Genomic DNA, 23,381 nt, shown 5'->3' on the forward strand with positions numbered 1-23,381 from the left:
AACACTATTATCCTAACTGAGGGAGGCTGTGACGGTCAACCAGCGCCACAGCAAGTGCGTGCGATACACTTAATAATAATGTGTGCAGATTAAAATTTCTTATACAAAATAAAAGCCCCAGTTTAATACTGGGGAGACGTTTTGTCAGATATAATAAAAATTATTTTTCAGGATAATCTACATGTAATGGTGGTGGAACTAACCAACCTTTATTTTTATTAAGACGAAGTAGTTTGGCACCTATTTGAGCTTTTGCTGTATGGAATTGGCCATACATTAGTGCGATATCTTCTCGAGTAGAAGTTCCCATTGCTTGACTGCATGCAACTAACCCAGCAGCTAAATCTGCACTAAGAGCAGCACTAATTTCTGGATCATTAAATTTAGCGCCTGCAGGGATATCTTCCATTCTTGCTACTGGTCTTTCTGGTGAAGCAGGGGGTAAAGCAATTCCATTTGTTTTTAGAATCTTTTCTAATTGCTTTACTTCATCTCTACAAAGTTCAATTATATCTTCAATAATTTTTTTAAGATCTTCGTCACCAGCATGATTATAAAACGTTTGGTAGCCAGAAATTATACCATAATCTGTGATTAAATTTGTCCAAACAGCAAATACTTCACCGTAATGTAACGGTTCATCTAGTGGATTCCCACCAAGAATACCCATATTTACACATCCTTTTCTTATTTGTGGCTAAAGCATGGTTAGTATGGGTGAAAAAAGAAAAAACATTCACTTATTAATTAAATATTTAAGGATTGAGTTATTAAGTGAAATAAAAAAGGACCACTTTCTTTTAAGAAGGTGATCAAGAATGAAAAAATGTTAGGAGCTACAATGCCTAGGATTATTTTATGTATCCAATACTGACCAAGATAGGCGTTGCTTTATAAATAAAAAAGCCACAGCAAGTGAAATCTCTGCAGCTCCTTAAGTAGTTCGCCACTACACATTATAATTTGTTCGAATTTTAACTATTTATACATTAAAAAAGCCGCAGCGTCACCACAAGGCTAGTGGAGGTACAAGTGATCCAGTATAATAGACTACTAGATGGAGACAGCATGAGAGCTATTGGCAATCACATGAAACTATCAAGTACAACGATTATACGCATAAGAGAATGTATAGTTAAACAAATGTTGATGGGGCCTAAGGCACCTACTCTGCATGTATTAATTTTTAGAATGAAACCATACTTCACTTATCTAAACATTTTAGGAGTGATTGTATGTCGAAAAATAGATTTAAGAATATTGTCTTTGAAGGTGGTGGGGTTAAAGGGATTGCTTATATTGGGGCATTAGAAGCATTAGAAAAATCAGAGGTAATCAGTAGTATTCAAAGAGTAGGTGGGACATCGGCAGGAGCTATTACAGCATTAATTGTAGGATTAGGGATTAAATCTAAAGATATGCTAGAATTTATTAAAGGCAAAGACCTTCAGACCATAGAAGATAATGAGGTGCTAGATGTACTTGACGTCGCCAGATTATTAACCAAATATGGATGGAATAAAGGTGAAGTAGTAAGAAAATGGATTGGGGATGCAATAGAATTTGCAACTGGTAATGTTAATTCAACCTTTGAAGATATAAAACAAGTTCAAAAAGAAAAAAATTTTAAGGATATGTACTTTGTAGGTACTAATTTATCAACACATTCTTACAAAATTTATTGCCACGAACTCACACCCAAAACTCGTTTAATTGATGCTGTTGAAATTTCGACGTCAATACCACTCTATTTCACAGCAAAAACGGATGAAGAAAGAAATTATTATGTTGATGGGGGAGTTTTAATGAACTACCCAATTAGACTTTTTGATGAAAAGGGTTTTATTGAAGACACCGAATTATGGTCTGTACAAGATGTTGAAGTTCCAAAAAGCTATAAATTGGCAAATGAGAAAAAGACAGAACTAGTCATTAACAATATTACTGAAACTGAATATAAACCTAATCTTGAAACTATTGGATTTCGATTAGAATCAGAAGATAAAATTCTTTTTTATCATACAAAAGAAGCAGTTGTAAATGAAATTAACAACATCTATGATTTCACAAAACACCTCATAAAAACCCTAAGGGAATTTAAAAACTATACATATCTAAATGATATTGATATGTCTAGAACAATTTTTTTAGATGTAACCGGAGTTAATACAACTGATTGGAACATTTCACCTGAGAAAATGGAGAAAATAATAGCTAACGCTTATAATAGTACGAAAACTTACTTGGAGAAATTCGAGATTAATGTTCCTAATTATTCAGAGTGAAATCTAAGATTGAAAGCCCAGTTCAGCTAGATAAGATCCATTTTGACTTTTTTTAAAAAGTAACTGTAGCTAATATAAACTACTCAATTACTCGATTAAAGGGTGTATTGTTTAACAAGCGTCTCTTTTTATCATCTAAAGGGGACATTTGTTAAATATTCGATTTACGAAATATAAAAATAAAAAACCAAAGTTGTTTCCTACTTTTTGTAGATTCACTTTGGTTTTATTTTGTTTTGAAAGCTTGGCAACAATTTTTTAGAATCCGCCTTATTAAATGTATCAAATGCATATCAACATATGTTTACAATATTTCTATCTATATATTGCTTCTAGTTTGGGGATTTTTACATCTTTCTGTGATTGAACCGATATTTAAGACGAATATTGGTATGGATATAAATTATTACTTTTTCCTAATATCTAAATGACTTTATTTTACAGGTTGGAGTTATTTAATTTTAGAAGGCTTTATTGTATCTATGAGAAATGTGGTTTTAATTCAGTTATATCTTTTAAGTGTATTAAAGAACAATAAATCAAATTCGGAATAAAATCTTACGTGTGTTGCTCTACCACGGTGTCAAAAGTGAGAATTCGACTTTAGGATTACCGCAATATTTAAGCTTTCATCTTAGGATGGAAGAAGTAGGAAAATACGGAGGAGAAGTTCTTGGCTATTTTTCAAGTTATGAGAAAGCAAATGCAAAAGCACAGAGAACGAAGAGTGGTTGGAATTAAAGATTCTTGAAGTATCCGTTGAATAAATAAATGAGAAAAGGTTTATTTAACGGAATTTGCTTTATTTTTTAGTTACACCTTTAAATGACGTACCGTCTTGTTTTACATCCATAAACTTACCAGTAGCTGAATCTACTTTTACCCATTGGTCTGTTTTAGGATTATATACTTGATGTCGGTCTTTAACTGCGCCAACACGACCCTTACCTGGTTCTTTATTTTTTAGCTGCTCGTATTAAAGCTTACATATCTGATTTAGGGTTAACTTACAGGAAAGCTTTTAATAAGGCGTACAAAGAAGTTAAGCCGGTAGTGCCATTTATGAGTTATGAAGATTGGAAAAAGAAATTTAGTGGAGGAGGGTAGGTATGGAAAGGTAGAAGCTTCTAGTCGTTTGGTGATTCTAAATATGTTGAGTTTTGATTAGTGATAATTTCAAAGAGATATTGCTTAAAATTTAAATCCTCAAGTAACGTATTAGTTAAAATGTTGATTTTCATCATAAGAGTTGATTAAACTGCATCCTTTCTTCGTGGTTAATTTTTTTGGAAGTGATTTTATTATTGGGTATTTATGCTAAAATTTATATAGCATTAATGTAACAATAAAGGAGAGGGTTGTATGTGGCATCTGGGGTTAACAAACAACAATAAAACATATAGTTTAGCAAGACAAAGGTTCTCGAGTGATATAGATATAATGTATCTTACAGACAATAGTGAACATGAAACATACTATTTAATATCGCCTCATTTTAGTGACTTGCCAGAAGAAGATTATGAAAAAGCATACTACAAGGCACTGTCTTTTGTTCGTTTAATAAATGGGTGTTTACTTTTAACGGGTGATTACTTACTGCAAGCGGATAATTATTTGACTAATTTTGATGATTCATATACTGCTTTACGTAGGGGAAAAGAGGTATATGGCAGAAGTCTTATCGAATATGAGCAGATTGTAAATCCGTTCGAAAATATACAAATAGAGGATTTGGAAAGCAACTCATACCTAGCTAACTGTTTAACTATGGTTAAACATAATCAAAAAGTTAGAAGAGTAATTGGCCTATTATATCTATATCACAGAGACAATTTATATCTTTTAGTAAATGCCTATAAAATCTATGAAATTATTCTTGCTGATTTAAGTATTCAGAGAAATGCAAAGGAATATAAAAAAATTCGTACTACCTTATCAAAAGAGATTTTGCCTTATTTGGATTATTTTATCTTAGGAGATTTTACTCACTATGCAAACACTACAGCAAGTTCTGATGGAACAGAGGTGACTGGTATATTCTCGCGTCACGGAGAATCTGAAAAAGTTTATAATAAAAATCCTATAGATCTAAAGGAGCTTGATTTCAATTTGAGAAATTTAATCAACAGTTGGTTAAGTATAAAAATAGAAAATCAAATTGGTAAAGTCCTTAAGGTAGAATATCAAAGAAGTGATATTTTTGATATATAGGTTAACTTCATATAGTTTTTTGGGGTAAAAAAATTCTACAAAAGCCATTCATTTTGAGTGGTTTTTTATTTTGTCTTTATTCTCGCAGACGCTATAAAGAACGAGAACAAATAAACTTTCCAACAGTTTAGGGATTCATGAGAGTAACTAAATTGGGCAAGGAGGAAAACATGGCACGCAATCTATTCAATCTTAAAACTTTATTACCTTTAGATATTCAAATGCTTGCAGACGGTGGCGAAGGAACTCCCCCAACGGAAAACCCACCATCAGGAGATGACATAAACGGTCAAGAGTCTACATTGACACTTAAATCGGTTCAAACTTTCCTGAACGAAAATGCGGAAGGTAAGAGCTATTTACAGTCCTTTGCAGACACTCGTGTGACAGAAGCAATCAAAACCTATGAAACTAAAACACTTCCATAGAAACTGGAAGAAGAGATTTCTAAACGCTATCCACCTGAATTGGAGGAAGCAAAACAGTTATGTGATTTAAAAGCACAATTTGAACAGTCTCAAAAAGAAGCTGCACGAGAAAAGCTAGTGAATCCAGCACTGTCCACTGCTACCGAAAAGAGCTTACCGAGTAAATTAGTAGGGTTCTTTGTAGGCGATGATGCAGAAAAGACAACTACTAATCCAAATGCTTATGGACGAGAAGGGGCAGCTATTGGGCGAAACAACCGAGTCGACGGACTAGAATGGCTGGAAGTACTTACAGACGTCGCACAACATATGAAGATTTACGATATAGATCTCATTATGTCGTGGACGCCTAATGTACAAAGCTTTTAAGCAAGGTTCCATGTTACAGGTTGTTGACAATTACGACAACATGGCTCGTATGGTTGGATTTCATCGTATCGCCGCTGGATTACGGACAATTTAAAAGGCACGACACATAGAGATCCATATTTGTATTTAGCGAGTATGGGGATTACAGAGCAACAATTCAAACTACATATAAAGAACGGTTTAGAGGAAGTAAAAGAGACACAAGAAGCAAAAGTAATGCTTAATGATGCTAAGACTATCCCTGCTGTGATTACAAATGGTAGGACGCATGTACAAGTACGTGAGCTTGCAGATTTGCTAGGATTGAAGATCGTTTATAACAACGAAAGCAAGATAACAAAATTCTATGAAGTAAAATAATTGTAAAGGCCCAGGTACTCAATTTTGAGCCTGGGCTTAATGTGTCCAATTTACAGTAAACTTTTAAAGTTTAGACTTTGAACAATTTTATTGCTTTTTTAATTAATTTCGTTAATTATGCGATTTATCCAATTAGTAACTAACAGATCTCTCTCTTCGAAAGTTATATTACTTTGCATCTTAAGACAGTGTAAATCTTTTTGTAGTTTGGGCAACTTTTCTCTTAAAGTGAAATTATTTTCAGATTCCTCGTCTATAAAAATTAATTTTTGGTCATTCACTAATGTTTGGTATACTCGGCCAGAATACTCTAGGTCATCAATATAAACATTAACATGCCCTCTAACCTTAGGGTGAACATAAACATGATTTCCTTTAAGTTTAGAGAGTGAATACATGAAAGCCTCTAATCTCATTTTATTAATATAAAATTTGTGGCCGTAATAGAGCTGTTTGTGTTTCTTTGGGTTAATATCAAATACCTCATATCTAACACAAATATCTGTTTCCTTAGGTCGTTTCTTATTAGTCCAATGAGAAAAAGGTAACAGCCGTTCTTTTACTAAATAATCAATATTACTATGATCTAAATCACACCCGTAGCTTAATATAAAAACTTCTTCATGTTCATTCACTTAATCGGAGTCCCCCATGCAGGTAAGCTATTATGTCTTAAAAGTGTTTGTTCATGATGATATTCAAAACCATCATATTTAAGGTGGTAGTGCCAGTTGGTTACAGTTTTATTTTGTTCAAGGCCTACATGACCTCTCATGATAGAATTACCATTTTTTCCGTAAATTTCAAAAACATGGTCGCCTTGTCTAATTCCATTTGCCCCAGAACCTTCTGGTCCTACGAATTTAGAATAGCCATGTTTATCAATTTCTTTTTCAGCTGCAGCTATCCATTTATCCTCAATTTTATCTTTTACTTCCTTACCAATTTCTTTTTTTATTTTATCACCCATTTTCTTTTTAAGTGCATCTTTAATCAATACTCTGATTAATACATTTGCTAAACGGGGTTGAATGTTATCATTGTTAGTTACATTCTGTGAAACAGCAAAGGCATTTAAAGTTACCGATGGATAATTAATATCATAAAAATATTTTAGTAATGCAATATTTTGATCTTCAAGACCATATGAATTAAGGACAGTAATATCAGCATTTTCAAGAAATAAACTGCTATTTTCAGAAATAATATCTAAACTTAATTGTATATCATCTTCTGTTAAACTTGTTTCTTGTCTAATTAAATCTAACCCATTTTGAGTGTTGGCAGAGCTAGTTAAAGGTAAAGTTAATTGAAGAATTAATGTAAATATTATTATTATAGATAATTTGTTAAATATTTTTTTCATTTTTGACTCCTTGTATTTCAATTTTATTAATATTCCGGAATATTAAGGAAATTATCTCATTTTAATTAATATTTTTCAATAATTTCCTTAAAGAAGGATAATTCCTAATATTTACAATATTCTTTTTGGATAATTATCTTCTTATCTAATAGATGAACGTATGAAAGAAGATTTATGTGGTATCGTTTATTCGCTTATTAACGTACCTACAAGCGTGTTTCAACAACAATGGGATTATTGGTTTAATCTTAAAAAACAGACGCTTGAGGATGATATGGAAGCGTGGCAATTACAGCAGAAAAAATTAAAGCAACTGAACAAAATAACGAAACCAAGTAAACGCAGCATAAGCTAGCGTTATTTTTATGTTTAAATGTATTTATTCATAACCCGATATAATAATTAAAATTAGTCGGGAGAGAAATAAATGTTTTTTAATAGACAGAAAAACGAATTAAAAGTGCTTAAGAAACAATATCAAGAAGTTCGAGAAAAAGAGATGGTGCAAAGAAAGGAAATAAGGGAATTAAGGGATAAAGAGAAGGAACTGAATTTTTTGAAAGGATTATTAAAACAATATACAATTCTTGGGGTTGAAAAAAACAAACTAGACGTGGAATATTATGTATGTTTATCTATTAGCGAAGACACATTCGATTTATATTTAAAAAGCGCATTCACCAGACGTCACCCAGTCCCGCGTTTATTTGGAACAATTCACCCTCGTAGTTCAATGAATAATATTGGTAAGTGTAAGATTGATGATATGAATGCTGTTAATGAAAATGAAGGGAATGGAAGCATTTTATTGGATTATGCTAAAAAATATTTAAAATCAATAGGTATAAGGTATATATACGGTGACTTATCTTCTGTAGATAAAGATAAGTTCGGGAAGTTAGAAAAATTCTATATGAAAAATAGTTTCGAAGTAACTTTTAATGAAGAAAGAACTAGTGGGCGGATCAAGATTAATATTTAAAAGAATTACTATATAACATGCTTAATAGTAATATACAGTCTTCTTCAATCATTTGTAGAGGGCTTTTATTATGCAAAAGAAGGTGAACACATGCAAAATATCCCTCTAAGAATCATAGATGATGAATTTAATTTATTAGGAGAGGTAGATCGATATTCTTCAGCTCAAATAGGTATTTCATGGTCAGGTATTGGAGAGCTAGAGCTTCAAATCAATCGTTACCTACAACATGCTGACAAATTGATTAAAGGTAATATCATCTTCCCTTACAATCGATTAGATCAAGTTTACATCATCAGGCATCGAGAAATTGAGCTGAACGAAACCGGCAAGCAAACAGAGAACTGGAGCATAAAAGCCTTGTCTCTAAAAACTTTCACATCACAGCGCCTTATCTATCCGGCAGCAGGCAAGACACATGAAAGTTTGACAGGCAATATTGAAACAGTAATGCGTCATTTTGTAAGCATGCAAATGATTAATCCAAGTGATCCAGCTCGTATCTTTCCAAGATTAGTGCTAGGCGCTAACCAAAATAAAGGTCCTGTGATTGAAGAAAAATTCAAGGTATGACTCATTAAGCGAAAAGCTCACCGAACTATCAGAGCTTCATGGACTAGGTTGGAACATTGAGGTTGACCTGAAAAATAAACGTTTTGTATTCGTTGTTAAAGAAGTAAGGAACTTAATAGCCAATCAAATGGGGCAGCCACAAGCTATTTTCTCGACTGAGTTTGAAAACAATTGAATCCCTCGAATACACAGAAAGTGATTTGGATTATAAGAATTTCGCTGTTGTTGCAGGACAGGGAGAGGGCATAGAGCGCAGAATTTTCTCCATTGGCGATGCTATAGGTGCTGACCGTTATGAAATGTTTGTGGACGCCAGAGATGTATCAGAGGAAGACGATGAGGGAAACCTTCGTCCAGTAGAAAAGGTTGTAGCTGATTTAAACAAGCGTGGGAATGAAAAGCTATCAGAGCATTCTCCAGAAATTTACTTAAGTGGCCAGATACTGACTACATCACGTTTGATATTCGAAAAAGATTACAGTGTAGGCGATATGGTGACGGCCCATGATAAAGGTTGGGGCGTTACTATGGATACAAGAATTACGGCAGCAACAGTGATTTGCGAATATGGCAAACGAAAGGTTGCGGTAGTTTTTGATAATGATAAGCCTACCTTCATAAGTAAGATGAGACGAGAGATTGATGCATTCAAATATGAATTAAAGAAGTAGACGCAGCATAGGCTAGCGTTATTTTTATGACTTGTGAAAAAGGGAGGGATGCCTTCTGTGCTATTAAATCTTTAACCCACTTCTTACTTTGATTGAAACCTTTGCTATTATCATACGTATAAAGAAATTAGGGTAAAAATACTTATGAGAGGAAGCGTTAGGAATGATTGGTAAAAATCATCTTTGCTATTGTGGTAGTGGGAAGAAACACAAAAAATGTTGTATGGGAAAAGAAAAAAATGATAGGGTATCTACTGTTACAGTAGATATGGGTGAGCCTACAGTTATCAACGCTTTGCAAATAGATAGTAACGGAAATATTTGTTTTCAAAAAGATGGACAAACAATTATTCCACAAAGTGCTCTTTTAACCCATTTAATATCTAACAATAAAGATAAGGTCACTTCAAATATCCCTTTAAAAGAAGTAGATAAGCTAACAAGTGACACATTCAAAGCATTAGCGCCGTTAGATTTTCTATTTATAATTGATACTAATACCCCCTTGGAAAATAATAATGGAGAAAAAGTAAAGTCTGCTTGCGCTGTTATCTATTATCAGAAAGTGGCAACTAATTTAGATTATGTTAATGGAATGGGAAAAGTATTTTACCATCAAAACAATATACCAGGTGAAAAACATGCTTTAGTAGAGTTAATTCAATATATCCTATTCGAATTGAAAATTGGAGCAGATAAAATTGTAGGTATAGTTACTGACCATGATTTGGGTAATCATGATAAATATAACTCAAGGGAACTGCCGTTGATAGAAGGAACAGAATTATTTCTTCCTGAAAATTTTACTTTGATATACGCTAGTGCTGATAAGAAAAATGAGAATATACTTACTAAGTTAATCAGTGAATGTGATAAAAAAGCAACAGAATTATTAAAAGGGAATTAAACTATAATATTCTACAAATAAATATGGAATGGACCATAAAAATTAAATTAAACATTTTACACTGCTTCGTATTAAATTATGAAGTTTTCAGCCTTTCACGGTGTTTGTGATGGGCTTTTATTATGCGCTATGAGACCAATTGAGATGGGCAACGGTACATTGTACTGAATCTCGATTACTCTCATGGCTTTTTATTTTCACTAAAAAGGGCAAAGGACGTGGTTAAATGGAACAATCATTTAAATTTTTACTTAGCACAGTAGGCGGAGTAGTGTCGTGGCTTGTAGGCGGTTGGGGGCTATTAATGACGGTACTTTTAATTCTTAATGCAATCGATTTTCTATCAGGTATGGCCGCTAACTGGGGAACTATCAGTAGCAAACGTGGCTATCAAGGCATCATTAAAAAAGGCATGATGTGGGTTTGGATTGTAGTAGCTAATTTAATTTATTTAGTACTTCAAGACCAAGGCTTTTCAATTGGGCAAATTATTCCTGATGCTGTGGTATTGATGTTCATCTTAAACGAATTGGTTAGTTTAGGGGAAAACTCAGCTAAACTTGGAGTGGACATGCCTGCACCAGTAAAAAAAGCTTTAGAAATCTTCAATGCCAAGGAGGAAAAAGCTAAATTACATATACGTTCAAACAAGTTCTTTTATCCTCTAGTAAATATTCAAACAAGGCGCCATACGCAATGCTGCCTCAATACATCACGGTTCACAACACAGCCAATGACGCACCTGCTGCAAACGAAATTTCGTACATGATTGGCAATAACAATCAGGTGTCTTACCATGTGGCCGTGGATGATAAAGAGGTTATTCAAGCAATTCCTTTTAACCGTAACGCTTGGCATTGTGGAGATGGTGGAGGTAGTACAGATTCTAATGCACATAAAAAAGGCAACCGTATTTCTATTGGAGTAGAGATTTGCTACAGCAAAAATGGTGGCGTTCGTTATGGAGTGGCTGAAGAAAATGCTGTTCAGTACATCGCAAAGCTCTTAAAGCAATATGGTTGGAGTATTGATAGAGTGAAAAAACATCAGGACTGGAACGGTAAATATTGCCCTCATCGAATATTAAGTGAAGATCGTTGGGGTAGTTTTTTGAACCGTATTAATAAAGCTATGGAACCAAGCCAACAAATAGTAAAGGATGATGATATAATGCTATTTACAATCAAAGAAACTAAATCTGCAGTACGAGACTTCTTACAACAAGCAGTAGATAAAAATTTAATCGGTAAATCTTAGTTAGAATTGTTTGATAAAGGTGAACTAACTACAGGTGATTTCGAAGGTTTGAAAATCATTATTGCTCAACGATAAAATGTAATTCATAACTAATAATAAATAAAGGCCAGAAAAGTTATTATAACTTTTAGGCCTTTTATCATTTAGATAAGTCTTTAAAGATAATACGTTTTAACAATTAAAAGTGGACCTATTATTTAAATAATCATTCAATATTTAAATCAAACTGTTGTACAAATTTCTCAAGTGAAGTTTGCTGTTGTGCATTTAGCTCATTTAGATTCTGTTCAAATTGAGAATCAATAGTACTTCTTTTGGAAACTAAATCCTGTAAAGTTGCTTCTGTCTGTTTTAAAGAATCATTATCCGAAGGTACATTTTTTTCTTTCATTTGAGCTGTTGCGGTATTCAGACCTGTGATTATTCCATCAATACTAACTAAAGTTTCATTTTTTTTAGAAAGTAGTTCAGATCTTAAACAGTCAAATAAACTAGTATGTTTAGCTCTAAATTCTTCAAGTAGGTTTGACTTTATTTCATTAAAACTGGAGCGTAATTTTTCTTTAGTACCCGATTCTAACTTTTCAGATTTCTCTTTCATTTCTACTGCAACATTAACCAGCTTAAATTCTGGATACTTAATAGCTATTTCAACTTCTCGCATTTCAATATTTGGTATTCCGATAATCATATCTTGCCTTTGCATTGAAATTTCAGGTATCCCAATGACAATACGTTGTTCATTATTCTCACAAACAGGAACTGTGGTAATTATATCATGCCATTCCACTCTCAAACCGTGAAACTCAGGATATCTCCCAACCACCTGATCTTCCATATTACACACAGGCAAATTGAACTTAATGTCTTTATCAACCATTTTTACTGTTGGTAAATCTAAAGAAATTTGTTTATCAACAATAGTAATTGTTGGTAGGTGAAACTTAATTGGCTTGTCTGTCCAAGTAACATCAAAGTTAAAAGTTAAACCTGTATTACCTTGAGGGTTTTCGTCATTCAATTTATTTGCTTCAGCAATTGCTTCATTTTTTATTGCCTCAGTTTTATTGTCTATTGTATTTTTGATGGTTTCACCAAAAATACCCAATTCGTTAACTAAGTTAGAGCATGTTTCTGACATATTATAAAACCTCCTTAAAGTTTAATAATAGCCTTTGCTTAACTGATTATATTATTTATGGTAAAAAAATAAAAAAAATATTAAAAATGGTATTTATCTTTTGTTGCTAAAAAGAACGTTAGTTCTATAATATGCACAAACAAACGTTCTGTTTTAAGGAGAAGTTAAATGGTAAAATCAAAAACACTTTCAAAGAAAAAAGAACCCAAACATCTAGAGCGAGATGAATTTGACCTTGAAGAAATGACCTAAAAATTAGTAGATGTAATAGAAGGCAAAAAAACAAAAGCATTAACTATTCACAAACAGGAAGATCCGCTAACAGGGACAGTTACAAAAATGGATGCAAACACTAAATTAATCCATATTAAAGATAAGTACATGAATATTCACAAAGTACATTTCTTATATATCCTAAAAATTTCAGATATCGATTAATAATGGAGAGTGATTTGTATGTTACATGATCGTGGAAATATGAAATGGACATCATTAATGCTACCTGAGCACTTAGTTCAGTTGAAGGAATGGGAAAAAGAACAATACCATGATAAAAAGCGTGATTTAACCGAGTGGGAACTAGAGGAAATAGAGCAAACTATACAGCGAGCGTTTAAATTGAGGAAATTGGTTAAATTAACGCGATTAAACGAATTTCATTTGATCTAATACAAGAAGCAGCATTGGTTGACGAGGATGATTAATCCAGAGCAACGAAAGATGGTACACAAATATTTGTTAATAGAACTAACAATAAAGTCGCTACAGGTTGATTACTTAAAAGTAGAGCAATTTAAAGAAGAAAGTTTTTCTTCCTCTTATGGATTCATTATTAAAGGAACTTCGTCAGGAGTATTTTGACCTCAAAAGACAATTGTCTTAGCAAAAGATACGAGTCGTCGGATGGACGACTATAGACGAGTATTTTAGTGATGTACAGGTTGCTACTGCTGGTGATGATGTAGTACTAAGATATGCTAATCAGGTTGATAAGTAAGCAAAAGAAGAAATGACTAAGTACTTCTTGAAAAAAGTGTCTTGGTCATTTTTTTATTTATTGTTGACAACCATTAATTAATTAATTAACTATTATAAAATTAATAGTTGAGAGAAAGGAGATATTATTATGAACTTAATTGTTAAGCTCTCCGACTTAAAAGAAGTCGCAGCAAAATTCGGCGTATCAGAAGTTGAATTTTTAAAGCTATTAATAGAGCAGAACACGCTAACTTCACAAGAATTAGCAGAAGACCTTGGGGTAGCGCAACCTCGGATCTCTGGCCTTAAAAAAGCTGGAAAACTAACGGAATTAAAAAAAGGAATTTACTTAAAAGAGGAGGCAATGGATATGCGATTTAATCAATTAGCAAACGATAATACGTTAAAACATTCAATCGACAAGACTCAGTATCATTTAACACCAGCTAGTTATAAAGAAAAGCTAGACAATGGTAAAGATATTTTGTTAGTTAGTCAAACTCGTTTTTCAGACTGTCTGGTGATGGTCAATCGAAGCTCAGAATCTGATGAGTACCGAATAGAATTAGATTCTACATTTAAAGGAATGTTAGAAGTTTTGAAGAGTGGGGGATCAGTTCTTCCTATCACTGAGCAGCATTTTAGGGAGTTACTTTCAGTGCGTCCAATCCCTACTGCGGAATTAATGGGTTACAATCGGCAGTACGAAATTCCATACTATAACAGCGTAGGTTTAACTAACAAACAGTTATTGGACTGGCTATACCGATACCAATCAAGTATTGATAGTAACAATTTAAAGAATTTATGTAACTATCTTGCGGGTGAAATACAAATTGAGGTACAAGAAACGCTTTGTAACATTTATGGATTCAAGACATGTGTACTTACAAAAAACTTCGAGTCATCACAGCACTTTGAATGTACAGATAATCACAATCAACAGTATTCAATTAAAATTAACAAAGCAACACGTCGAATTTTCTTCAATCAAAATAATCAATGGAAATCAGACGTTAAAAACATGTTTCCATTCAAACTGTAATAATAAACCGCAAGGCACACTGCCCTGCGGTTTTTATTTGATTGTAGCAAAATACTTAGCAACCGCATCTTTTATAACTTGGTAGAAACCAAGTTTAAATTGCAAGGTACAGTATCAAAAACGAGTAAAGGTTCTTTAAGAATTGTCTCATTTAAATAAAGTACCAGAAGCAATATATAATAACCAGGCGCTCGGATGAGTGCCTGGTTTTAATCATTTACATCAAATTTTTCTCGTTTAAAAAATAGGTATCATTTTTGATTTCCAGCACCTGCCCAGTATCTTTTATTTTTAAATTTTTGTACCCCAGTGTACCCCAATTGAGTGGGGTACAACGGGTAAAAACGGAAACTAACATTTATTACCAAATATTATTCTGATTCTAATTTCTAATTTTTGTAAAAATGAATTTATTAACTTTTTCTAATCAATAGAGCAAAAACCCCACCAAACCAATACTTTTACGCTATAATGTAGGACGAGGTGAAGAAAATGTTTGTGAGTGAAAAACAGATTGAGATTCGATATGCAGAGACAGACCAAATGGGTGTTGTCTATCATGCCAACTATATCATTTGGATGGAGATTGGGCGTACGCAGCTTGTAAGTGATGTGGGCTTTAAGTATGCGGCGTTAGAAGAAGATGGTTATGTATCACCGGTTATGGATTTATCGATTTCCTATAAGGCTGCGATGCACTACGGACAGGTGGCAACGGTTCGTACTTGGGTAGAAAAGCATGACCGCTTACGAACAACCTATGGCTATGAAATTTTACATGAGGATGGTACAGTGGCGGCCACTGCACAGTCTGTACATATTTTAGCACGTAAGGATACATTGCGTCCGGTATCTTTAAGTAAGGTGGATCCTGCTTGGGATGCAAAATATAAAGAAATTGCCGTTGTGGCAAAATAGGAGAGAGCCTAAATGGAAATGTTTTTAGCGTTCGGTGCGATTTTGGCCTGCCTTGGTGTTATTTTAGGTGCTTTTGGGGCCCATGCTTTAAAGGATAAGTTTGCATCCCCCCATTATGCAGCTATTTGGGAAACAGCAGTTCAATATCAGATGTACCATGCATTAGGGATTATCGGCTTAGGTATTCTTTCAAATGAGACGCTTCTAGGAAGTTCTAGTCTGCTTTCATGGGCGGTATATCTAATGTTTACTGGGATTGTTTTCTTTTCTGGTAGCCTGTATGTCCTTGCCGTGACAGGTGTGAAAAAACTAGGCGCGATTACGCCCATAGGTGGAATGTTATTTATTATCGCTTGGGTACTTGTAGCAATTGCGGCATTCTCTTAAAAGAAAACGAGACAGTTCTCATAGGAGCTGCTCGTTTTTTTATGTGCGAATAAAGAAAAGTGAAACAATTTGTCTGATTATGCGTATTACATATTGTTTATAGATGATAAAATAAGCTAAATATCAATGTGAAGGTGGGAAATCAAATGGGTTTATTAAAAGCGGGAATTGGCGCGTTATCTGGCGTTTTAGAGGATCAATGGCGTGAATATTTCTATTGTGAGGCATTATCGGCGGATGTGCTTGTGACAAAAGGTGTGAAGCGCACGTCCAAACGAGGGTCCAATAAAGGGAATGACAATATAATTAGTAATGGTTCTATTATTGCGATAAACGAAGGGCAGTGTATGATGGTCGTTGAGCAGGGGAAAGTCGTAGAGTTTTCTTCGGAATCAGGCGAGTATGTTTATGATACGTCAACTGAACCTTCAATCATGTATGGCTCAGACCTGTCTCAGGGGATTATGGAGACTTTTAAGCAAATTGGCAAACGTTTTACATTTGGAGGAGAACCTGCGAAAGATCAGCGAGTTTACTATTTTAATAAGAAAGAAATAGTGGGGAATAAATACGGAACACCTGCACCTGTCCCTTTCCGTGTGATTGATCGCAATATTGGTTTAGATATTGATATTGCTATTCGTTGTCATGGCGAATATTCATATAAAATTATAGATCCACTACTATTCTATACAAATGTTTGTGGCAATGTAGAGCGTGAATATACAAGGGCTGCTATTGATAGCCAGTTGAAGTCAGAATTAATGACAGCTCTACAACCGGCGTTCGCACAGATTTCTGCTAGCGGCGTTCGCTATAGTGAAATACCTGCCCATACTGCTGCATTAGCAGAGGCTCTTAACAAAGTATTATCGGAGAAATGGCTTGCAACACGCGGATTAGCTGTTGTGTCTTTTGGTATTAGTACACTAAAAGCATCAGAAGAAGATGAGGCTATGATTAAGCAACTTCAACGCAGTGCTGTAATGCGTGACCCTGGAATGGCTGCGGCTCATTTAACAGGGGCACAGGCAGAAGCGATGATTGCAGCTGCCAACAATGAGGCGGGTGCAATGACAGGATTTATGGGCATGAACATGGCGGCACAAGCAGGTGGCATTAATGCTAGTCAGCTTTATCAAATGAATGAACAAAATAAGCAAGCACAAATGGCTCAAGCGGATAGGCAAAATCAATCAGCAAAAGAAGATAATTCATGGACATGTACATGTGGTCATGAAAATACTGGGAAGTTCTGTTCGAATTGTGGGACGGCAAAACCGGTTGAAGAAGGTTGGTCATGTGCATGTGGAGCGGTGAATAAAGGGAAGTTCTGCAGTGAATGTGGGACAAAAAAACCTACAGGAGCGTTATTATACGCATGTGATAAATGTGGATGGACACCAGTAGATCCTGCAAATCCACCTAAGTTCTGCCCTGAATGTGGCGATGTGTTTGATGAAAATGACGTGAAGTAAGGAGAGGATGATTCATGTCAACGCAAGAAGTTGAGAATGTCAAACAAGTAAAGCTTGATTTTGATGCAGAATGTCCATCATGCAGCGCAACAATTGAATTTAATCCTGCCACAGGTAAGCTAGCTTGCCCATATTGTGGCTTTGAGACAGAAATTGCAACTCCTGAGCAAGAGGAAGAAAAAGCTGCTCGAGAAATGGACTTTTTAACAGCCGAGGAACGTGGCAATTTCAATTGGGGTGTAGAGAAAAAAACAGTCATATGTGAAGCCTGTGCCGCGGAAACGATATACGATGCGTTGCAAGTGGCCGACAGTTGTCCTTACTGTGGTTCCCATCAGGTCATGGAAGCGAGTGCTGAAAACACACTAGCACCAAATGGTGTATGTGCTTTTGAAGTAACGGATAAGCAAGCTGGGGAACATTTTCAAAAGTGGATAAAAGGTAGATGGTTTACACCGAAAGCCGCCAAAAATAGTGCTAGGCCTGATGCCTTTAAAGGGGTCTATCTTCCATACTGGACGTTTGATACGAAAACAAGCTCCAGATATTCTGCCCGATATGGACGACATCGCACCGTTACAGATAAAGATGGGAAAACACATACGGAAACAGATTGGTATTCCACAAGCGGCTTTTATCAGGAATTTATCGACGATCATTTAATAAGTGCAACTACTCGCTATGATCAGAATATGATGCGAAAAATCGAGCCTTTTAATCTTTTAAACAATAAGGCTTATAAACCAGAGTATGTATCTGGCTTTTTGTCTGAACGATATAGCATCGGCTTACAGGATGGCTGGAATCAAGCCAAAAGGAATATCCATGATCATCTTCATGCGCAAATCACTTCAAAAATTCGTTGGGAAAATAGCGCGGATGTAGTATCGAATTTACGTTTTTCGACCAATCATGATGATATTACATACAAATATTTAATGTTACCGATTTGGTTATCCTCTTTCCGTTATAAAGAGAAAATTTATCGCTTTATGGTCAATGGGCAAACGGGTCGAGTGGGTGGGGATGCTCCTGTATCACCACTTCGTGTAACGATAGCTGTTATCTTATCATTAATGGTAATAGCGATCATTTGGTATTTCTTCATGTCTGAATAATGACGAGCAGTATTCCATCAGGGGCGTAATTGACCATTTGGAATACTGCTTTTTTCATAAAATTGTCCATCCGTGCTGGGTAAATGACTACTTTATGAATTATTATCATCTATTATCCCAACCACTAGTGACACTCGTAGCATAAATTAATATGAATAGGGAAAATGAGCGAACAGCCTTGAACCAATAACATGTTCATGAGAACAAAAGCATAACATGACAAGATGGCGTAAAAAAATAACCTTTTCTGTTAATAAGTCGTCGGAAATGATGGGAAATTATGAGTATGACACCTAAGTTGATCTGAAAATTTCTATTAGATAAGCTATAAATGTTAAGAAGTGAAGTTGCGATTTTACAATAAACAACTTATTATACAGTCAGAGAGCATTTTTTAAGCTATTTATAGACTATATATTGTTATTTTTGAATAACAAATAAAAGGTTATTCATAATGGAGGTTTCGAAGATGGACGCAATTGAAGTGTTAACGAATTTAGATCAAATACATGGGTATTATCAGCCGATATTTAGCGCAGATGCGCATACGGTGATAGCCTACGAAATTTCCGGACATCTACAAATTGAAGGTCAGCAAATTAATTTAAAGGATTTTGTCAATAATGAGGACATTCCAGAAGAATACCGAATAGATATGGAACATAAAATTTTGCATGCAGCACTCGCCCAAATTGATGAAATTGCATCTGATATTGATATTTACATTCCAAGTAACCCTAATTTATTGATGCAGGATTTTGGTGAGAGTCATTTTAATATCATCCAACAATATATTGGAGAAGAAGATTTACACAGAATCGTGTTTGTCGTATCTGAGCATCGATTTTTAGGCGATATTAATAAATTGCACCATGCACTGCGGTATTTTACGACATTTGGGGTAAAAATCGCTGTCCAAGAGGTCGGAGCTGAAAGTCATTTAGAGCATATTGCATTATTGGCCCCCCATATTTTAAAAGTCAACACACGTGATTTAAATTATGATTCTTGGTCTGCTCAATCCGATATGATTTCTGCTATTGGCAGTCTTGCTTATAAAATAGGTGCCAATCTTTTATTCGAAGATATTGAAACGGTTTATCAGCTACAATTTGCTTGGAAAAACGGAGGACGCTATTATCAAGGTCCTTATTTAGCCAACCCTGCTAGAAATCTTGTCGATAAAGATGTATTAAAGGAACGATTTAAAAAAGAATGCCAGCAATTTATTACGTCTGAAAAGAAAATGCTAGAGGCGCAATTTTTGCAGCTAAAGAAATTAAGAGAAGAGTTGGAGGCCATTGTTCACCGTGTGAAACCAACGAGTGATAATGCCTCACAATTAGAGCATTTAGCTGAATTACTGGATAACTATTCTTTTAGACTTTACATTTGTAATGAGGATGGTTTCCAATTAACGCCTAACGTCATGCGAATAGATGGAAATTGGGAGTTGCAGCCACGTGCCATCAACAAAAATTGGAGCTGGCGCCCATACTTCTTACAAACGATCATTAAAATGCGAAACGATCAAAGTGGGGAAATCTCTGAGCTTTATCGTGATATTGAAACAGGAGAAATTACAAGAACCTTTTCAATCGCCATCAACGAACATGAATACTTGTTTGTTGACCTTTCCTATGACTATCTTTATGAGCACAGTATTTTTAGGTAAGCCTAGAAATGCTTATATAGCAAGGTTTGTGGGGTATAACTTATGATTGTACCCCAAAATGATTGTTTATCATAATAGAGTTTGTACATTACCAGTTAGAAATAATATTTTGAGTCAAATGATGAAGTAGCCGAAAGGTTGCTTCTTTTTAGTTATATGTAAAAGTATTGTTTCTGCAACGATAGAGTAGTTTCATTGAATAAAGGTAGATGGTAAATTATGATAATAATAGAAATAAAATAGGGGGATTTTTCATGTATACTGACAATAAAATAGAATTAAAATTAGTGGAATTTGATAAATATGATGTCTTAGGCTTAGTAGAACTTTCTACATCAGTTGGCTGGGATTATGATGAATATGAAGTAAGAACTGTTATGGCATCTGGAAAAATATACGGACATAAAAATACTGTGGGGAAAATTGTTTCTAGTGCTGCAATTATACCTTATGATACTAATTTAGCTTCAATAGGTATGGTTATTGTTAATGAAGATTATAGAGGTTTAGGCTTAGGCAAGAAGGCCACTCAGAAGTGTATAGACAATGTTTCTCAAAATACCTCAATCATGTTAATTTCAACCGAGGATGGAAAACCTTTATATGAAAGATTGGGTTTTAGTACGGTTGATTCTGTACATAAATATTTAAGTGATAATTATATTCCAACTAATTTGTTTAATCATCCTCAAATTACTTTAGAAAGATACAAAGAGGAAGAAATTCATAAAATTATTGAATTAGATTCTGCTGCATTTGGAGATAAGAGGGGGGAATTGCTTCTTAATAGGATAAATCAATCAAAACAATGTTTAGTTGTTAAAAATCAAAATGGGAAGATTATTGGATTTGGATTATCTATATTAGGTCCAGAGAATCTATTAATAGGACCTATTGTAGCACCAAATTCACAAACAGCTGCTTTAATAATCGATGGGTTAGTTATTAATCATCAAGGGAAGATAAGGATTGATGTGCCATCCAGTAATGACGAGTTAATGTTGTTCTTGGAGAAAAGTGGATTTATTAAAGTTAGTAATCCTCCAATAATGATAAAGAATTCTATTAAAATGCCATATAGGAATAAAGAGTTGTTTGCTATTGCTGCACAAATTTTTGGTTAGAGATATCAATATCCTTTGTTCATGTAACGTTTGGAACTAATATAAGGGGAAAAGGTAATATGGTAAAAAAAATAAAGAAAGTGTGGACTTAGGAAAAAATTGATGATTACTTTGATTCCAAAACGGATCATTATTTAACTATTTATAATGGGATAAAATAGTATTGGATTGTCCAACTGCACCTTATAATAACCGAAGTTGGCAATGAATTATGATAATAGGACATCAAAGTCAAAATTAGAAATTCTGTGGGAAGATGAAAAGACTAGTGTTTGTGAAGCTAACACTTTCTACGATTCTGATAACGGGTTAGAACTAGATGATGATAATTATGAAGAATATGATGTTGCACTAGTTAAAGATGTGTTGAATGATTTTCAAAATTGAAATGGCAACAGGTGAAAATAAACCTACACGTATTAAGATAGAGAAAACAGGAGAAGTAATTTTTGACTGATTTTCTTGCAATTATTGAAAGAAAAATGTTATTACAGGGCCCAGGCACTCAATAAATCTTGAGCCTGGGCATTTTTTCCACAAAAGCGCCTGGTCTATTTGTGGTTTTACTTAAGATAACCTATTTCATGACTATCTAATTTAGGCTTTAAAAAGCACTATATTATTTCGTTTTTATAAATTATCTCATTTACATTGTGTCTTACGGTTTTGTGACCAGCCTTCGTCCCTTTACCAATCGCTATTAGCATAACATCTAAATATCTTTCAGAAATATTTAAGGCGTCTTTTAACTTTTTAGAATCATAGCCTGACATAGTAATTGTGTCAAAGCCCGCTTCATTTGCTAACAAGATTAATGACATTGAGGCAAGACTTACATCTCTAGTTAATTCTATCTTTAAATCTTCAGTTGATTTATTTTTATAATAATTTATCGCAGCATGCGCTAGATAATCTCTTAGAGATTAGTCAAAATAACCTGCTTGAAAGCCTTCTTCATGTATCCTAATAATATTTTCTTTATCGAATGCCTGATAATCTCCCAACATAACAATTAAAGTTGAAGCTTCTATTACTTGTTGCTGATTAAAAGCTATAGGCAATATTAAATTTCTTAAGTCAGGTTCATCAATTATTAAGTAACGTGTAGCTTGGATATTATTCCCATTAGGGGATTTGCTTGCAGTATCAACTAAAGAAGTTATAATTTCTGAACTAATTTTATAACTTGGATCATAATGTCTAACTGAACGTCTTTTTTCCAAAATATTTTTTACACTCATGATATCACTCCATAATTTTTATTATTTCTTGCAGCTTTAATTATAGTAAGCAATAATAAATAAGAAAATAACGCACAAAAAAGTGGTATAGCTACTTTTTTGTGCCTATTTAGGGAGAGAAAGCATATGGTTAAATATAATACTGGCATCAATATTTTTATGAATATTGCAGGTGGAAAATGGAAGTGTTTAATCCTCTTTTTTTTGAGCCAAAAATCTGTAAGAACAAAAGAATTTTATGAATTCATACCAGGAATTACACAAAAAGTTTTAACAGATCAATTGAAACAACTAGAAAGAGATGGGCTTGTACAACGAGAAATATTTAAAGAAGTGCCACCAAAAGTAGAGTACAGCTTGACTGATTTAGGTAGGTCATTTGTACCAGTTTTAAACACAATGTGTGAATGGGGGAATAAGTATGCATTAATGAATGGTATAGATAAAGATCAAAAAATTGATTGTCATACATTCATTGCAAACGAAGTAAAGTCGTAATTGCTAAAAATTGTATCGTTTAAAGGGTGAAATTTCTGAAGTTACAAATAAATAACCCGGTGCTCATTTAATTGAGCACTGAGTTATTTTAAGCGCTAAACTACTAATTCATACTTGAGAAAAAGGCCATGACCCGTTTCATAAATGTAATACTAAAAAAATGCAAAATAATGAAAACAGACCACCTAGAAAAGTGGTCTCAGACTGTAGACAAAAGTCATCGAGAAGTTTATTGTCGATGGCTTTTGTCATGTTTCTTTCTCTTTCATTTTCAATATCTGGTAAATCATTGCTGTATCCAACATACTCTTCGAGCATAGAGGCTCTCTTAAGCTGTCTGCCACGTCCAAGTAGCTAGTTTCTTTAAAT

The 23,381-nt window shown here is 34.1% G+C and carries 24 protein-coding genes and 3 pseudogenes; 22 read left to right on the forward strand and 5 right to left on the reverse strand.

Features of this window, described 5'->3' with window-relative positions:
• Positions 1-160 precede the first annotated feature (160 nt).
• Complete coding sequence (locus tag ACOZBY_RS09960) at positions 161-670, reverse strand: DUF3231 family protein (RefSeq protein WP_422762150.1); 510 nt, start codon at positions 668-670, stop codon at positions 161-163.
• A 565-nt stretch (positions 671-1,235) separates the two neighbouring features.
• On the opposite strand from ACOZBY_RS09960, the gene ACOZBY_RS09965 reads away from it, so the two are divergent.
• The 5 genes from ACOZBY_RS09965 to ACOZBY_RS09985 all read left to right on the forward strand — a co-directional run bounded on the left by ACOZBY_RS09965 (position 1,236) and on the right by ACOZBY_RS09985 (position 5,653).
• On the forward strand, positions 1,236-2,285 hold the full coding sequence (locus ACOZBY_RS09965; RefSeq protein WP_422762152.1) for a patatin-like phospholipase family protein: 1,050 nt from the start codon (positions 1,236-1,238) through the stop codon (positions 2,283-2,285).
• Positions 2,286-3,647: 1,362 nt separating this feature from the next.
• Entirely contained in the window at positions 3,648-4,496 is an 849-nt protein-coding gene (locus ACOZBY_RS09970) for a hypothetical protein (RefSeq protein WP_031417203.1), read from the forward strand.
• 170 nt (positions 4,497-4,666) lie between these two features.
• Complete coding sequence (locus ACOZBY_RS09975) at positions 4,667-4,924, forward strand: hypothetical protein (protein ID WP_257216294.1); 258 nt, start codon at positions 4,667-4,669, stop codon at positions 4,922-4,924.
• A gap of 15 nt (positions 4,925-4,939) precedes the next feature.
• Positions 4,940-5,293: a DUF4355 domain-containing protein gene (locus ACOZBY_RS09980; RefSeq protein WP_422762195.1), complete on the forward strand. Its 354-nt coding sequence runs from the start codon at positions 4,940-4,942 to the stop codon at positions 5,291-5,293.
• Positions 5,294-5,413: 120 nt separating this feature from the next.
• Complete coding sequence (locus tag ACOZBY_RS09985) at positions 5,414-5,653, forward strand: hypothetical protein (RefSeq protein ID WP_422762153.1); 240 nt, start codon at positions 5,414-5,416, stop codon at positions 5,651-5,653.
• A 98-nt stretch (positions 5,654-5,751) separates the two neighbouring features.
• Here ACOZBY_RS09985 and ACOZBY_RS09990 read toward each other — a convergent pair whose 3' ends face one another.
• Complete coding sequence (locus ACOZBY_RS09990) at positions 5,752-6,288, reverse strand: hypothetical protein (RefSeq protein ID WP_099806208.1); 537 nt, start codon at positions 6,286-6,288, stop codon at positions 5,752-5,754.
• Positions 6,285-7,019 (reverse strand): YpjP family protein, encoded by a 735-nt coding sequence (locus tag ACOZBY_RS09995; RefSeq protein WP_416277628.1) that lies wholly within the window; start codon positions 7,017-7,019, stop codon positions 6,285-6,287. Before ACOZBY_RS09995 ends, ACOZBY_RS09990 begins: the two co-directional genes overlap by 4 nt.
• 160 nt (positions 7,020-7,179) lie before the next feature.
• Between ACOZBY_RS09995 and ACOZBY_RS10000 the strand changes: the two genes are divergently transcribed.
• The 8 genes and pseudogenes from ACOZBY_RS10000 to ACOZBY_RS10035 all read left to right on the forward strand — a co-directional run.
• On the forward strand, positions 7,180-7,374 hold the full coding sequence (locus ACOZBY_RS10000; RefSeq protein ID WP_422762154.1) for a hypothetical protein: 195 nt from the start codon (positions 7,180-7,182) through the stop codon (positions 7,372-7,374).
• Positions 7,375-7,446: 72 nt separating this feature from the next.
• A complete protein-coding gene (locus ACOZBY_RS10005) occupies positions 7,447-8,001 on the forward strand; it encodes a hypothetical protein (protein WP_422762155.1) in 555 nt (184 codons plus the stop codon).
• Positions 8,002-8,091: 90 nt separating this feature from the next.
• Positions 8,092-8,574: a Gp37-like protein gene (locus ACOZBY_RS10010; RefSeq protein ID WP_422762156.1), complete on the forward strand. Its 483-nt coding sequence runs from the start codon at positions 8,092-8,094 to the stop codon at positions 8,572-8,574.
• Positions 8,552-8,749, forward strand: coding sequence for a Gp37-like protein (locus tag ACOZBY_RS10015; protein ID WP_422762157.1), 198 nt, complete (start codon positions 8,552-8,554; stop codon positions 8,747-8,749). Before ACOZBY_RS10010 ends, ACOZBY_RS10015 begins: the two co-directional genes overlap by 23 nt.
• Before the next feature lie 25 nt (positions 8,750-8,774).
• Complete coding sequence (locus ACOZBY_RS10020) at positions 8,775-9,245, forward strand: Gp37-like protein (RefSeq protein WP_422762159.1); 471 nt, start codon at positions 8,775-8,777, stop codon at positions 9,243-9,245.
• A 163-nt stretch (positions 9,246-9,408) separates the two neighbouring features.
• Positions 9,409-10,152 carry a YecA family protein gene (locus tag ACOZBY_RS10025; protein ID WP_422762160.1) on the forward strand — a complete coding sequence of 248 codons (744 nt, stop codon included), beginning with the start codon at positions 9,409-9,411 and terminating at the stop codon, positions 10,150-10,152.
• Positions 10,153-10,378: 226 nt separating this feature from the next.
• Positions 10,379-10,768 (forward strand): annotated as a pseudogene (locus tag ACOZBY_RS10030) (phage holin family protein); the annotation flags it as partial.
• Positions 10,769-10,782: 14 nt separating this feature from the next.
• Positions 10,783-11,259 (forward strand): annotated as a pseudogene (locus ACOZBY_RS10035) (peptidoglycan recognition protein family protein); the annotation flags it as partial.
• 355 nt (positions 11,260-11,614) lie between these two features.
• Here the strand turns inward: ACOZBY_RS10035 and ACOZBY_RS10040 are convergent.
• Positions 11,615-12,550 carry a hypothetical protein gene (locus tag ACOZBY_RS10040; RefSeq protein WP_422762161.1) on the reverse strand — a complete coding sequence of 312 codons (936 nt, stop codon included), beginning with the start codon at positions 12,548-12,550 and terminating at the stop codon, positions 11,615-11,617.
• 456 nt (positions 12,551-13,006) lie between these two features.
• Here ACOZBY_RS10040 and ACOZBY_RS10045 point away from each other — a divergent pair, with 456 nt between their 5' ends.
• The 8 genes from ACOZBY_RS10045 (at position 13,007) to ACOZBY_RS10080 (ending at position 21,273) form a co-directional block, all read left to right on the forward strand.
• Positions 13,007-13,219, forward strand: coding sequence for a YolD-like family protein (locus ACOZBY_RS10045; protein WP_422762163.1), 213 nt, complete (start codon positions 13,007-13,009; stop codon positions 13,217-13,219).
• A gap of 457 nt (positions 13,220-13,676) precedes the next feature.
• Positions 13,677-14,573 carry a hypothetical protein gene (locus ACOZBY_RS10050; RefSeq protein WP_422762164.1) on the forward strand — a complete coding sequence of 299 codons (897 nt, stop codon included), beginning with the start codon at positions 13,677-13,679 and terminating at the stop codon, positions 14,571-14,573.
• Positions 14,574-15,065: 492 nt separating this feature from the next.
• A complete protein-coding gene (locus ACOZBY_RS10055) occupies positions 15,066-15,491 on the forward strand; it encodes an acyl-CoA thioesterase (protein WP_031416085.1) in 426 nt (141 codons plus the stop codon).
• Between the two features lie 12 nt (positions 15,492-15,503).
• Positions 15,504-15,878, forward strand: a complete 375-nt coding sequence (locus ACOZBY_RS10060) for a DUF423 domain-containing protein (RefSeq protein WP_012294707.1) — start codon at positions 15,504-15,506, stop codon at positions 15,876-15,878.
• Between the two features lie 146 nt (positions 15,879-16,024).
• A complete protein-coding gene (locus ACOZBY_RS10065; protein WP_031416084.1) occupies positions 16,025-17,356 on the forward strand; it encodes an SPFH domain-containing protein in 1,332 nt (443 codons plus the stop codon).
• A 14-nt stretch (positions 17,357-17,370) separates the two neighbouring features.
• On the forward strand, positions 17,371-18,474 hold the full coding sequence (locus ACOZBY_RS10070; protein ID WP_036216431.1) for a hypothetical protein: 1,104 nt from the start codon (positions 17,371-17,373) through the stop codon (positions 18,472-18,474).
• Between the two features lie 469 nt (positions 18,475-18,943).
• Positions 18,944-20,149, forward strand: a complete 1,206-nt coding sequence (locus ACOZBY_RS10075) for an EAL domain-containing protein (protein WP_031416080.1) — start codon at positions 18,944-18,946, stop codon at positions 20,147-20,149.
• Between the two features lie 254 nt (positions 20,150-20,403).
• Positions 20,404-21,273: a GNAT family N-acetyltransferase gene (locus ACOZBY_RS10080; RefSeq protein WP_422762166.1), complete on the forward strand. Its 870-nt coding sequence runs from the start codon at positions 20,404-20,406 to the stop codon at positions 21,271-21,273.
• 614 nt (positions 21,274-21,887) lie between these two features.
• Here ACOZBY_RS10080 and ACOZBY_RS10085 read toward each other — a convergent pair.
• A pseudogene (locus ACOZBY_RS10085) lies at positions 21,888-22,514 on the reverse strand (nitroreductase family protein).
• 126 nt (positions 22,515-22,640) lie between these two features.
• Between ACOZBY_RS10085 and ACOZBY_RS10090 the strand changes: the two are divergent.
• Positions 22,641-23,012, forward strand: coding sequence for a winged helix-turn-helix transcriptional regulator (locus ACOZBY_RS10090; protein ID WP_422762168.1), 372 nt, complete (start codon positions 22,641-22,643; stop codon positions 23,010-23,012).
• The last annotated feature ends 369 nt before the right edge of the window (positions 23,013-23,381 follow it).

It is taken from the genome of Lysinibacillus sp. NPDC056220 (assembly GCF_049315265.1).
Taxonomy (GTDB): Bacteria; Bacillota; Bacilli; order Bacillales_A; family Planococcaceae; genus Lysinibacillus; species Lysinibacillus pinottii.